Origin of the sequence: Pseudomonas nunensis, from assembly GCF_024296925.1 — a bacterium.
GTDB classification, from domain to species: Bacteria; Pseudomonadota; Gammaproteobacteria; order Pseudomonadales; family Pseudomonadaceae; genus Aquipseudomonas; species Aquipseudomonas nunensis.
The window spans coordinates 5,801,282-5,813,686 of record NZ_CP101125.1 but is presented as its reverse complement, the minus strand read 5'-3'; the positions used below and the strand labels follow the sequence as shown (position 1 = coordinate 5,813,686).

General features: G+C 58.5%; 12 protein-coding genes. 6 read left to right on the top strand and 6 right to left on the bottom strand.

Going from position 1 to position 12,405, the window contains the following annotated elements; translation table 11 throughout:
* Positions 1 to 22 precede the first annotated feature (22 nt).
* The 3 genes from NK667_RS25500 to secB are packed head-to-tail and all read left to right on the top strand — an operon-like array spanning position 23 to position 1,234.
* Complete coding sequence (locus NK667_RS25500) at positions 23 to 436, top strand: rhodanese-like domain-containing protein (RefSeq protein ID WP_054055299.1); 414 nt, start codon at positions 23 to 25, stop codon at positions 434 to 436.
* A 1-nt stretch (position 437) separates the two neighbouring features.
* Positions 438 to 692: a glutaredoxin 3 gene (grxC, locus tag NK667_RS25495; protein ID WP_010464569.1), complete on the top strand. Its 255-nt coding sequence runs from the start codon at positions 438 to 440 to the stop codon at positions 690 to 692.
* 56 nt (positions 693 to 748) lie between these two features.
* The gene (secB, locus tag NK667_RS25490; protein WP_028620942.1) at positions 749 to 1,234 is read left to right on the top strand and encodes a protein-export chaperone SecB; all 486 of its coding nucleotides are present in this window, start codon (positions 749 to 751) and stop codon (positions 1,232 to 1,234) included.
* A gap of 129 nt (positions 1,235 to 1,363) precedes the next feature.
* On the opposite strand, the gene NK667_RS25485 is transcribed toward secB, so the two are convergent.
* A complete protein-coding gene (locus NK667_RS25485) occupies positions 1,364 to 1,819 on the bottom strand; it encodes a tRNA (cytidine(34)-2'-O)-methyltransferase (RefSeq protein ID WP_007949025.1) in 456 nt (151 codons plus the stop codon).
* On the opposite strand from NK667_RS25485, the gene NK667_RS25480 reads away from it, so the two are divergent.
* The gene (locus NK667_RS25480; RefSeq protein WP_054616490.1) at positions 1,818 to 2,258 is read left to right on the top strand and encodes a hypothetical protein; all 441 of its coding nucleotides are present in this window, start codon (positions 1,818 to 1,820) and stop codon (positions 2,256 to 2,258) included. The genes NK667_RS25485 and NK667_RS25480 overlap by 2 nt on opposite strands.
* Before the next feature lie 615 nt (positions 2,259 to 2,873).
* Here the strand turns inward: NK667_RS25480 and ntrC are convergent.
* The 5 genes from ntrC to glnA form a co-directional block, all read right to left on the bottom strand.
* Positions 2,874 to 4,310: a nitrogen regulation protein NR(I) gene (ntrC, locus tag NK667_RS25475; RefSeq protein ID WP_054055303.1), complete on the bottom strand. Its 1,437-nt coding sequence runs from the start codon at positions 4,308 to 4,310 to the stop codon at positions 2,874 to 2,876.
* A complete protein-coding gene (gene glnL, locus NK667_RS25470; RefSeq protein ID WP_054055306.1) occupies positions 4,307 to 5,392 on the bottom strand; it encodes a nitrogen regulation protein NR(II) in 1,086 nt (361 codons plus the stop codon). The genes ntrC and glnL overlap by 4 nt, the downstream gene beginning before the upstream one ends.
* A 230-nt stretch (positions 5,393 to 5,622) precedes the next feature.
* On the bottom strand, positions 5,623 to 6,243 hold the full coding sequence (locus tag NK667_RS25465) for a DUF4124 domain-containing protein (protein ID WP_054055308.1): 621 nt from the start codon (positions 6,241 to 6,243) through the stop codon (positions 5,623 to 5,625).
* Positions 6,240 to 6,749, bottom strand: coding sequence for a DUF4124 domain-containing protein (locus tag NK667_RS25460; protein ID WP_054616489.1), 510 nt, complete (start codon positions 6,747 to 6,749; stop codon positions 6,240 to 6,242). The genes NK667_RS25465 and NK667_RS25460 overlap by 4 nt, the downstream gene beginning before the upstream one ends.
* A 300-nt stretch (positions 6,750 to 7,049) precedes the next feature.
* A complete protein-coding gene (glnA, locus tag NK667_RS25455; protein ID WP_054055312.1) occupies positions 7,050 to 8,456 on the bottom strand; it encodes a glutamate--ammonia ligase in 1,407 nt (468 codons plus the stop codon).
* Positions 8,457 to 8,786: 330 nt separating this feature from the next.
* On the opposite strand from glnA, the gene thiI reads away from it, so the two are divergent.
* Both thiI and typA read left to right on the top strand, forming a co-directional pair.
* On the top strand, positions 8,787 to 10,241 hold the full coding sequence (gene thiI, locus NK667_RS25450) for a tRNA uracil 4-sulfurtransferase ThiI (protein WP_054055314.1): 1,455 nt from the start codon (positions 8,787 to 8,789) through the stop codon (positions 10,239 to 10,241).
* A 139-nt stretch (positions 10,242 to 10,380) separates the two neighbouring features.
* A complete protein-coding gene (gene typA / locus NK667_RS25445; protein ID WP_054055316.1) occupies positions 10,381 to 12,201 on the top strand; it encodes a translational GTPase TypA in 1,821 nt (606 codons plus the stop codon).
* The last annotated feature ends 204 nt before the right edge of the window (positions 12,202 to 12,405 follow it).

The following is a 12,405-nucleotide window of genomic DNA, read 5'->3' as shown; positions in this document are numbered from 1 at the left end:
TAACGCCCTGGAACCACCTTAAATGCTTGATCACCTGATTGCATTTGCCACCACCCACTATTTGCTGGCCGGTATTTTCGTTGTTCTGCTGGCTCTGCTGATCGCCCATGAGATGAAAGGCGGCGGTCGCAGCCTGAGCACCGGCGAGCTGACCGGGCTGGTCAACAAGGACGCAGGCGTGGTGATCGACATTCGTTCGACCAAGGATTTCGCCGCCGGCCATATCGTTGGCGCGTTGAACATTCCTCACGACAAGTTGACCGCTCGCGTTGGCGAACTGGAAAAGCACAAGGCCAAGACCATCATTCTGGTCGATGCCCAGGGCCAGACCGCCGGCACTCATGCCCGCGAACTGATGAAATCCGGCTTCACCGCCGCCAAGCTCTCCGGCGGGATTTCCAGCTGGAAGGGCGACAACCTGCCGCTGGTGAAGTGATATGAGCAACGTCGTCGTCTATTCCAGCGATTACTGCCCTTATTGCTCGCGAGCCAAGTACTTGCTCGAGAACAAAGGTGTGGCCTTCGAAGAGATCAAGGTCGATGGCAAGCCGCAGGTGCGTGCCGCCATGGCCCAGAAAGCCGGGCGTACGTCCGTGCCGCAGATCTGGATCGGCGAGCGCCACATCGGTGGCTGTGATGATTTGTTTGCCCTTGAGCGTGCCGGTAAGCTCGACGCCATGCTCAAGGCCTGACTTAAGCACCCAAGAACAGCAAACCCTAAAAGACCAAAGATCAGAAAGGATCTGAGATGACTGACCAACAGAACACTGCAGCTAGCGAAGAAGAAACCGCACCGCAATTCTCCTTGCAGCGCATCTACGTACGTGACTTGTCCTTCGAAGCCCCGAAAAGCCCGGCGATCTTCCGCCAGCAGTGGGAACCGAGCGTCGGTCTGGATCTGAATACCCGTCAAAAGGCTCTGGAAGGTGACTTCCACGAAGTAGTGCTGACTTTGTCGGTTACCGTGAAAAACGGTGAAGAAGTGGCGTTCATCGCTGAAGTGCAACAGGCCGGGATCTTCCTGATCAAGAACCTGGACGACGCTTCGATGAGCCACACCCTCGGCGCGTTCTGCCCGAACATCCTGTTCCCGTACGCTCGCGAAACCCTGGACAGCCTGGTGACCCGCGGTTCGTTCCCGGCCCTGATGCTGGCTCCGGTGAACTTCGACGCGCTGTACGCACAAGAACTGCAACGCATGCAGGCAGAGGGCGAGACTCCAACCGTTCAATAAACGGTCCCGAGTCCAGGCAAGTCCAATGTGGGAGCGGGCTTGCTCGCGAAGGCGGTGTAACAGTCAACGATGATGTTGAATGTTATGGCCCCTTCGCGAGCAAGCCCGCTCCCACATTTGTTATGTGCGTTACTTGAAACCGAGTTGGCGCCAGCCTTCGTACACGGCAACCGCCACGGTGTTCGACAGGTTCAGGCTGCGGCAGCCTTCGCGCATCGGCAGGCGCAGGCGTTGTTCGCCGGGGAGTGCATCGAGCACTTCGGCGGGCAAGCCACGGCTTTCCGGGCCGAACAGGAAGGCGTCGCCCTCGGCGAAGCTGGCATCGTGAAACGGCCGCGAGCCCTTGGTGGTGAACGCGAACAGCCGTGGATGACCGAGGCTTTCCAGGCAACTCGCCAGGTCGGCGTGGCGTTGCAGGGTGGCGTACTCGTGGTAATCGAGGCCGGCCCGGCGCAGGCGCTTGTCGTCCATCTCGAAGCCCAGCGGTTCGATCAAATGCAGGTGGCAGCCACTGTTGGCGCACAGCCTGATAACGTTGCCGGTATTCGGCGGAATTTCTGGTTGGAAGAGGATGACGTGAAACATGCACGGCTCCGAAGGTAAAGATGAGCGGCATTCTACGCCGCCCGTGGACAACCGTTCGAAACTATTCCCGCGAGTGATGGGATCGCTGGCGATTGTCGGGCTGATGGTGGGGCTGATGATCGGTCGCCTGACCACGCCCGACCCCACTGAACTGCAGCAGGTCGAGGTCACCGACGACGGGCTGGTGGTGTGGTTCAACAACGAACCCAAGACTCATGGCGAGGTGGTGGATGGCAGCGTCGCGTTGTTGTTCGAGGCCGAAGGCAAGGCGCAGAAAGGCCAGCTCAAGGTCAACGGCAAAGACGTGAACTGGCGCGTGCGTTTGAGTGATGGGGGGGTGTTGCTGACGGTGGTGGCGGCCCGGCCACTGCAAGGTGAGTGGGCCGGTAGTGAGGTCGATGATCGCTGGCGGCTGGAGATCCATCTCCGGGAGCAATAAAAGAGGGAATCCCCGGCCTGCCTGTACCAAGGTTCCCAAAACGGCAGGGACTTACGCATTGCGTGCAAGTCCCGGTGTAAAGAAGGAACCCCTGACCTGCCTGTATCAAGGGCCCCAAAACGGGTTGGGCTCGTCGCGTTGGCGGTGTGAGCCCGATGTAAAGAGGGGAATCCCCGGCCTGCCTGTACCAAGGTCCCCGAAACCGGGTAGTGAACTGAATCACTGAAAGGACTACTGCAGGGGGCGTGCCAGGTTTTAACAAGTTGAAACAGAAAGTTGTGCTAATGCGCTGCAGGCCCCGTTATTCGGGGCTTTTGTGTTTGTGCAGGTTGAGATTTTTTGCGTTTCAGGACGAGATTTCAGAAGAGCTGCTGTGCGCGATTGCGGGTCATCGTGCATTGGTGCGGTGCATGAAGCTTTAAATGTGGGAGCGGGCTTGCTCGCGAAGGCGGTGTTTCAAGCGATATCGATGTTGGATGTGCCGGCCCCTTCGCGAGCAAGCCCGCTCCCACAGGGTTCGATAGTGTTCACCCGATTGTGAAACCACCAAAAATCCCTGTGGGAGCGAGCTTGCTCGCGATTGGATCTAGAGGTCAGCGAATAACTGAAGGCTAATTAACCCTCTTCCCCCTCATCATCATCCCCACCATCGACCTTCATCCCCAATTCCTTGATCTTGCGCGTCAGGGTATTACGCCCCCAGCCCAGCAAAACCGCTGCATCGCGACGGCGGCCGGCGGTGTGTTTGAGGGCGGTTTCGATCATGATCCGCTCGAACGCCGGCACCGCGCTGTCGAGCAGGCTCGACTGACCACGAGCCAACGCCTGATCAGCCCACTGGCGCAGCGCTTGCTCCCAGTTGGTCACCGGCGCCGAATCCTGCGGCAGGTTCAGCAGCTCCGGCGGCAAGTCACTGATGTGCACTTCGCGACCCGAAGCCATCACCGTGATCCAGCGGCAGGTGTTCTCCAGCTGACGCACGTTGCCGCCCCACGGCAGGTTCTTCAGGTATTCCTCGGTTTCGCTTTTCAGCAGCTTCGGTTCCACCGCCAGTTCTTGCGCGGCGCGGCTGAGGAAGTGCTTGGCCAGGGTCGGGATGTCTTCGCGACGGTCCGACAGCCGTGGAATGTGGATGCGGATCACGTTGAGGCGGTGGAACAAGTCCTCACGGAATTTCCCGGCGTGCACCAGAGTTTCCAGATTCTGGTGGGTCGCGGCGATGATGCGCACATCGACCTTCACCGGTGTATGACCACCGACGCGATAGAACTCGCCATCGGCCAATACCCGCAGCAAACGGGTCTGGGTGTCCGCCGGCATGTCGCCGATTTCATCGAGGAACAACGTGCCGCCGTCAGCCTGTTCAAAGCGCCCGCGACGCAGGTTGGCCGCGCCAGTGAACGCGCCTTTTTCGTGGCCGAAGAGCTCGGATTCCATCAGGTCTTTCGGGATCGCCGCCATGTTCAACGCAATGAACGGCGAGGCCGCGCGTGGGCTGTGGCGGTGCAGGGCGTGGGCCACCAGTTCTTTACCGGTGCCGGATTCGCCGTTGATCAGCACGGTGATGTTGGAGTGGCTCAAGCGCCCGATGGCGCGAAACACTTCCTGCATCGCCGGCGCTTCACCGATGATTTCCGGGGTGCGAGTCAAGGCGACCGGGACTTCCAGGCCTTGCTGTTCCTGGGCGTGCTGGTTGGCGCGCTTGACCAGGGAGACCGCTTCGTCGACATCGAACGGCTTGGGCAGGTATTCGAACGCGCCGCCCTGGTAGGAGGCGACAGCGCTGTCCAGGTCCGAGTGGGCAGTCATGATGATGACCGGCAGCCGTGGGTGTTGTTCGCGAATCCGCGCCAAAAGGTCCAGGCCGCTGGCACCCGGCATGCGGATGTCGGAGATGATCACGTCCGGCTGCTGGCGCGCCAGGCGGCTCATCACGCCATCGGCGCTGTCGAAGCTTTGCGTGGTCATGCCTTCTTGCTGCAAGGCTTTTTCCAGGACCCAACGGATAGAACGGTCGTCATCGACGATCCACACGGTTTCACTACGGCTCATGTCGATGTGGCTCCTTGTTCCAGTGGCAGAAAGATCGAGAAAGTGGTGTGGCCTGGGTGGCTGTCACACTCGATCAAGCCCTGGTGCTGGCTGATGATGTTCTGGGTAATGGCCAAGCCCAGCCCGGTACCGTCCGGGCGGCCACTGACCATTGGAAAGAAGATGGTTTCCTGCAAATCCGCAGGAATGCCCGGACCGTTGTCGATGATCTCGATCTTGGTCACCAGGCGATGGCGCACGTGGCCGATGGTGAACTGGCGCATGGCGCGGGTGCGCAAACTGATGCGGCCCAGGCGCAGCTCGTTCTGGCTGCTGATGGCCTGCATCGCGTTGCGCACGATGTTCAGCACGGCCTGGATCATCTGTTCGCGATCGATCAACACGTCGGGAATGCTCGGGTCGTAGTCGCGCACCAAGGTGATGCAGCCCTGGCTTTCGGCCTCAACCAACTGACTGACCCGCTCCAGCACTTCGTGGATATTGCACATGGCCAGAGAAGGCAGTTTGTTCGAGCCGAGCATCCGGTCCACGAGGTTTCGCAGACGATCGGCTTCTTCGATGATCACGTTGGTGTAGTCGCGCAGGCTTTCTTCCGGCAGCTCGCGGGCGAGCAATTGCGCGGCGCCGCGAATCCCGCCCAGCGGATTCTTAATCTCATGAGCGAGGCCGCGTACCAGCATCTTGCTGGTTTCCTGCTTCGACAGCTGCGCCTCTTCCTTGGTGATCCGCAGCAAGCGGTCACGGGGGTGGACTTCCAGCAGCAGCATCGTGTCGCCGTTGCTCAGGATCGGCGTGACCGCGTAATCAACGGTCAGGGTCTGGCCGGTGAGGGCGGTGAGCATCGCTTCGCGCTTGGTGAACGGGTGCGCTTGCTCGACGGCCTGGCGCAGGGAATTCAAGGCTTCAGTAGATTCGGTGAACAACTCACTGATGAACTGCCCATGGCTACGCTGGCCGCTGATGGCCAGGAGCATTTCCGCCGCCGGGTTCATGTACTCGAGGCGCAGTTCGGCGTCGAGCAGGATGGTGGCGGTGGTCAGGTTGTCGAGTAATAGTCGATGCAGTGCGTCGCTAATGGTCATCCGGACCTCTTTTGGAGCAGGGTGCGCGCAACAAATGAGCGCTGATGCGGGGAAAATGCAAAAACCAAACCAAAGCTCCGAAAAGAAGCGTTTGAGGCCTGAAACGGGCGTTTGACGCTCGATCGCGTGGCGTTCTGCCAGCTTTTGCGGGTACTTTCGAACCAAAATGGGCTTGGATGTGGGTACGGTGCACCCTATCGCACCAATATAGTGCGCAAACCTGAACGAGGTTAGAAGAACTTCAGGAAGGGATTTTTTTCTTCGGGAGGTTTGTCTTTGAGCGGACATTCCGGCCGTTGGCCGTAGTCGGTGAGGGTGCAAGGCTTGACCTTGCGCTTCTGCGCCAGGGAAATGCGCAGCATGTGGAACGGCTGATTTGCTGTGCGCTCGACGGTGCGACCCTGTTCGTCGAGGATTTCCACTGACAGGTTATGGCTGCCGCGATCGATATTGCTCAAGGCGAACACCGGACTGATGCCAGGTTCGGCGGTGGGCTGGCCGTCGAGTAACAAACGGTAGCGATGACCGCGCTGCAAGCCGGGTTCGCTGGTAACGCTGACGATCAACTCGCCGGCGCTGCTGCGGACCGTGGTGTCTGGTTCCGGCACCAGTACCCGCAGCATGTCGTAGTGGAACAGCGGTTGTTCTTCCGGCTTTTGCGCGGCGATCACCGGCGCAGCGTTGGTCGGGTTGGCGGACATTCGATTGCTGGTGGCCAGCGGCACACGCTTGGCATTGCCGGGGCGCGGCTGGTCGGTGAAGACCCGATTGCCTTGGGCGTCGACGTAGGTATAGACGTCGGCCATCGCCGGAAAGGCGATCAGGCAGATGATCAACAGCCAGCCCTTCAAGGCGTGTGTACCCGTTGCACAGTGAGCGTCACGCTGGGGCTTTGCTGCACCACGTCTTCCCCGTTGATCACTTGGACCGCGAGGCTGTGCTCGCCGCGATCAATGTTCACCAGTTGCAGGATCGGCACGTTGCTCGGCTGGCCATAAGGTTGTTCGTCCAGCAACAGCCTGAACAAGTGCGGGCCTTGCAGTCGCGGCTTGATCAGCACGCTAACGGTGAAGGTGCCGTTGTTGGCGCGCAGGGCTTCGGTGGTGGGCAGGCCTGTGAGTTCAAGCACCTCGTAGGCGTTGCGCGGTTGTTCGCGGCTGCTGGATTCGGCAGGCGGAGTGACAGGTGCCGAAGGCGCGACACTGTTGAGCGGCGGCAACTCCACCGGCTGCGCCTTGACGCCATCCGGCGGTTGATTGCTGTAGGCGGTGTTGCCGTTGGCGTCGGTGTACTTATAGATCTGCGCTGCGGCGGGCAGGGCGATCAGCAGCAACATCAGGAGAAAACCACGACCCATAAAATCGACCGGAAGCGAAGGTGTTGGGTTGCAGCATAGGTCAGGGCTGGCGATAGACCCAAGTCGTTAACATTTGGGCATGATTTACCTCGGTCTATCAGACAGCACAAAACCCATGTGGGAGCGGGCTTGCTCGCGAATGCGGTGTGTCAGCCTGCATTTTTTCTGAATGACACACCGCATTCGCGAGCAAGCCCGCTCCCACAGGTGATCATCGTCAGTCGACGAATCGCAGGCACAAAAAAGGCCTCCCGAAGGAGGCCTCTTTTTGTCACGCCGCGTGCAGCCGGCGCTACCGGATCAGCAGCTGTAGTACAGCTCATATTCCAGTGGGTGTACGAAGGTGCGGACCTTGATTTCTTCTTCGCTTTTCAGAGCGATGTAAGCGTCGATGAAGTCGTCGGAGAACACGCCGCCTTTGGTCAGGAACGCGCGACCTTTGTCCAGCTCTTCCAGGGCTTCTTTCAGGCTGCCGCAAACTTGTGGGATCTCTTTCGCCTCTTCAGGCGGCAGGTCGTACAGGTTTTTGTCAGCTGCGTCGCCAGGGTGGATCTTGTTCTGGATGCCGTCCAGGCCAGCCATCAACAGTGCAGCGAAGCCCAGGTACGGGTTGGCTGCTGGATCCGGGAAGCGAGCTTCGATACGGCGAGCGCGAGGGCTGGACACGTAAGGAATACGGATCGAAGCGGAACGGTTACGAGCCGAGTAGGCCAGCATTACCGGAGCTTCGAAACCTGGGACCAGACGCTTGTAGGAGTTGGTCGACGGGTTGGTGAAGCCGTTCAGGGCCTTACCGTGCTTGATGATACCGCCGATGAAGTACAGGGCGGTGTCGGACAGGCCGGCATAACCTTCGCCAGCGAAGGTGTTCTTGCCATCTTTGGCGATGGACAAGTGAACGTGCATACCCGAACCGTTATCGCCGTACAGAGGCTTAGGCATGAAGGTCGCGGTGCGGCCGTATGCGTCAGCAACGTTGTGTACGCAGTACTTCAGGGTCTGAACTTCGTCAGCCTTGGCGACCAGGGTGTTGAACTTCACACCGATTTCGTTCTGGCCAGCAGTCGCCACTTCGTGGTGGTGAACTTCGATGGTCAGGCCCATTTCTTCCATGGCGTTGCACATGGAGGTACGGATTTCGTGGTCGTGGTCGAATGGCGGAACCGGGAAGTAGCCACCTTTGATACCTGGACGGTGCCCGCGGTTGCCGCCTTCCACGTCCTGGTCGGACATCCACGAACCTTGTTCGGAGTAGATTTTGAACATCGAGCCGGAGATGTCCGACTTGAATTTAACTTGGTCGAAGATGAAGAATTCTGGCTCTGGACCTACGAATACGGTGTCGCCGATACCGGTCGACTTCAGGTATTCCTCGGCACGCTTGGCGATCGCACGTGGGTCACGGTCGTAGCCTTGCATGGTCGAAGGCTCGATCACGTCGCAAACCAGGATCAGGGTCGGCTCTTCGGTGAACGGGTCGAGAACGGCAGTGCTGTCGTCCGGCATCAGGATCATGTCGGAGGCTTCGATGCCTTTCCAGCCAGCAATGGAGGAACCGTCGAACATTTTGCCTTCTTCGAAGAAAGCGTCATCCAGCGCGTCGCGAGCCGGCATGGTCACGTGGTGCTGAGTGCCTTTGGTGTCCGTGAAGCGCAGATCAATCCACTTGACGTCATGATCTTTGATGAGTTGAACCGACTTCGACATAGTGTCCTCCGGGTGGCTTCGGGCTTAGTAGTGGATGCCCTTAGAATGTGGGTGATGCCGGCGCGAATACTCTGCCAAGGCAACCTGCCTCACAAGGGAGCAAATTGCATGCCAGTGCCCCACCATGGGTTTTTTGCCCCAATATCACGCTTATAGAGGTGCATTGCGCCGCAAAGCTGAAATAACTGCCCCGTAATGTAGCGTCTATTTCAACAAATGACCCGTTTTGGTGCGCGCGAAACGTTCTGCATATTAACTGGTTAAACCTTGAGCAATTTCCGCTATAATCCGCGCCCCCCTTTTTCGGCTGGCCCAGCGCGCGCTGTTTTCATGAAACTAATCGTAAAAGTCTTCCCCGAGATCACCATCAAGAGCCGCCCGGTACGGATGCGTTTCATCCGCCAATTGGCCAAGAACATCCGTGCCGTGCTCCGCGATCTGGACCCGGCTGTGGTGGTGAACGGTGTGTGGGACAACCTCGAGCTGGAAACCCGCGTCACTGAGCCCCGGGCCCTGAAGGAGATGACCGAGCGCCTGAGCTGCATGCCGGGCATCGCGCATTTCCTGCAGGTCGATGAATACCCGCTGGGTGACTTCGACGACATCGTTGCCAAGTGCAAGCAGCACTACGGCGATGCACTGGCCGGGAAGATCTTTTCGGTGCGTTGCAAGCGCGGTGGGCATCACACCTTCTCGTCCATGGACGTGGAGAAATACGTCGGCAGCCAGCTGCGTCGTCAGTGCGGCGCCGCCGGGATTTCGCTGAAAGAGCCGGAAATCGAAGTTCGCATCGAAATTCGCGACCAACGGTTGTATGTGATCCACAGCCAGCACAACAGCATCGGCGGTTATCCGCTGGGAGCGCTGGAACAGACGCTTGTATTGATGTCCGGCGGCTTTGACTCGACAGTCGCCGCCTACCAGATCATGCGCCGTGGCCTGATGAGCCATTTCTGCTTCTTTAATCTGGGCGGACGGGCCCATGAACTGGGCGTCATGGAAGTCGCGCACTTCATCTGGAAGAAGTACGGCAGCTCCCAACGCGTGTTATTTGTCAGTGTGCCGTTCGAGGAAGTACTGGGAGAAATTCTCGGGAAAGTCGATAACAGTCATATGGGCGTAGTTTTGAAGCGTATGATGTTGCGCGCTGCGTCGAAGATTGCCGATCGGCTGGACATTGATGCGCTGGTTACCGGTGAGGCGATCTCCCAGGTTTCGAGCCAGACGTTGCCGAACCTGTCGTTGATCGACTGTGTGACCGAGAAGCTGGTCTTGCGCCCGCTGATCGCCAGTCACAAGCAGGACATCATCGACCTGGCCAACGAAATCGGGACTGCCGACTTCGCCAAGCACATGCCGGAATACTGCGGGGTCATCTCGGTGAACCCCAAGACCCACGCCAAGCGCAACCGCGTGGAGTACGAAGAACAACAGTTCGACATGGCGGTCCTCGAGCGTGCGCTCGAAAACGCCAAACTGGTGCCGATCGATCGCGTGATCGACGAATTGGGCCAGGACTTGCAGATCGAAGAAGTCAGCGAAGCACTGGCGGGCCAGATCATCATCGACATCCGTCACCCGGATGCCGCTGAAGACGAGCCGCTGGAACTTGCTGGCATTGAGGTACAGACGATGCCGTTTTATGCATTGAACGCTCGTTTCAAGGAACTGGACCCTACTCGCCAGTACCTGCTGTATTGCGACAAAGGCGTGATGAGTCGCCTGCATGCCCACCATTTGCTCAGTGAGGGGCATGCCAATGTGCGCGTTTATCGACCGAGCTAAGTGCCCGGGGCTGTTTGCCTGTGGCCTGCGTCACCGGCCCCCCGACGCCGCCGTCAAGCTGTAACGGCTTTGCCGGACTCTACTGTTAATCGCTGCCAAGACTTGTCAGCACACCGAATCCTCTGATCGAGATACACAAGTGATCGAAAATCTACGCAACATCGCCATCATTGCTCACGTTGACCATGGTAAAACCACCCTGGTAGACAAACTCTTGCGTCAATCCGGCACCCTGGAGCGCAACGAGCTCAACGACGAGCGCGTGATGGACTCCAACGACCAGGAGAAAGAGCGCGGTATTACCATTCTGGCGAAAAACACCGCCATCAACTGGAACGGCTACCACATCAACATCGTGGACACCCCGGGCCACGCCGACTTCGGCGGCGAAGTTGAACGCGTAATGTCGATGGTTGACTCCGTTCTGCTGCTGGTTGACGCTCAAGACGGCCCTATGCCGCAAACCCGTTTCGTGACCAAGAAGGCTTTCGAAGCCGGCCTGCGTCCAATCGTGGTCATCAACAAGGTTGACCGTCCAGGCGCGCGTCCGGACTGGGTTCTGGACCAGATCTTCGATCTGTTCGACAACCTCGGTGCTACCGAAGAACAGCTGGACTTCAAAGTCGTCTACGCCTCGGCCCTGAACGGTATTGCCGGTCTGGAACACACCGACATGGCTGAAGACATGACCCCGCTGTACCAGTCGATCGTCGACAACGTACCTGCGCCGAAAGTCGACCGCGATGGTCCGTTCCAGATGCAAATCTCGGCTCTGGACTACAACAGCTTCCTGGGTGTTATCGGCGTTGGCCGTATCGCTCGTGGCCGCATCAAGCCGAACACTCCGGTTGTCGCTATCGACGCCGACGGCAAGAAGCGTACTGGCCGTATCCTGAAGCTGATGGGTCACCACGGTCTGCACCGTATCGACGTTGAAGAAGCAGCTGCCGGCGATATCGTCTGCATCAGCGGCTTCGACCAGCTGTTCATCTCCGACACTCTGTGCGACCCACTGAACGTCGAAGCGATGAAGCCGCTGACCGTTGACGAACCAACCGTTTCCATGACCTTCCAGGTAAACGACTCGCCTTTCTGCGGTAAAGAAGGCAAGTTCGTGACTTCCCGTAACATCAAGGAACGTCTGGACAAAGAACTGCTCTACAACGTTGCCCTGCGCGTTGAAGAAGGCGACACCGCCGACAAGTTCAAAGTCTCCGGCCGTGGTGAGCTGCACCTCTCGGTACTGATCGAAACCATGCGTCGCGAAGGCTTCGAAATGGGTGTTGGTCGTCCGGAAGTGATCATCCGCATGGTTGACGGCGTCAAGCACGAACCGTACGAAAACGTGACCATCGACCTGCCAGAAGAATCGCAAGGTTCGATCATGGAACAGATCGGTATCCGTAAAGGCGACCTGACCAACATGGTTCCGGATGGCAAGGGCCGTGTGCGCCTTGAGTACAACATCCCGGCTCGTGGCTTGATCGGTTTCCGTAACGAGTTCCTGACCCTGACCTCCGGTGCAGGCATCCTGACCTCGATCTTCGACCGTTACGACGTGATGAAGTCCGGCGACATGTCCGGCCGTCAGAACGGCGTGCTGGTTTCGGTTGCTACCGGTAAGGCTCTGACTTACTCGCTGGAAACCCTGCAAGCTCGCGGCAAACTGTTCCTCGGTCACGGTGAAGACGTGTACGAAGGTCAAATCGTCGGCATCAACAGCCGCGACAACGACCTGGGCGTTAACCCAACCAAAGGCAAGAAGCTCGACAACATGCGTGCCTCGGGTAAAGACGAAACCATCGCTCTGGTTCCGCCTATCCGTTTCACCCTGGAACAAGCTCTGGAATTCGTTCAAGAAGACGAATTGTGCGAAGTGACTCCTAAGTCCATCCGTCTTCGTAAGAAGATCCTGGGCGAAAGCGAGCGTACCCGCGCTGCCAAGAAGTCCGGTAACTGAGTTACTTAGTTAGCTGACAAAAAAACGCCCCCGACCGCAAGGTCGGGGGCGTTTTTGTTTGTCTGGGCAACGCAATCAGCTCTTGTAGCAGCTGTCGAGCCCCAGCGAGGCTGCGTCCGACTGCGCAGCAGTCGTTAAACCATGCGCCACGGTAATTCCTGGGACTGCATTTACAGAATTTACGACTGCTGCGCAGTCGGACGC

Excerpts from the sequence above, each read along its gene's own strand:
- NK667_RS25500 (WP_054055299.1), top strand. The coding sequence starts at position 23 with ATGCTTGATCACCTGATTGCATTTGCCACCACCCACTATTTGCTGGCC.
- grxC (WP_010464569.1), top strand. The coding sequence starts at position 438 with ATGAGCAACGTCGTCGTCTATTCCAGCGATTACTGCCCTTATTGCTCG.
- secB (WP_028620942.1), top strand. The coding sequence starts at position 749 with ATGACTGACCAACAGAACACTGCAGCTAGCGAAGAAGAAACCGCACCG.
- NK667_RS25480 (WP_054616490.1), top strand. The coding sequence starts at position 1,818 with ATGCACGGCTCCGAAGGTAAAGATGAGCGGCATTCTACGCCGCCCGTG.
- NK667_RS25485 (WP_007949025.1), bottom strand. The coding sequence starts at position 1,819 with ATGTTTCACGTCATCCTCTTCCAACCAGAAATTCCGCCGAATACCGGC.
- ntrC (WP_054055303.1), bottom strand. The coding sequence starts at position 4,310 with ATGAGCCGTAGTGAAACCGTGTGGATCGTCGATGACGACCGTTCTATC.
- glnL (WP_054055306.1), bottom strand. The coding sequence starts at position 5,392 with ATGACCATTAGCGACGCACTGCATCGACTATTACTCGACAACCTGACC.
- NK667_RS25460 (WP_054616489.1), bottom strand. The coding sequence starts at position 6,749 with ATGGGTCGTGGTTTTCTCCTGATGTTGCTGCTGATCGCCCTGCCCGCC.
- glnA (WP_054055312.1), bottom strand. The coding sequence starts at position 8,456 with ATGTCGAAGTCGGTTCAACTCATCAAAGATCATGACGTCAAGTGGATT.
- thiI (WP_054055314.1), top strand. The coding sequence starts at position 8,787 with ATGAAACTAATCGTAAAAGTCTTCCCCGAGATCACCATCAAGAGCCGC.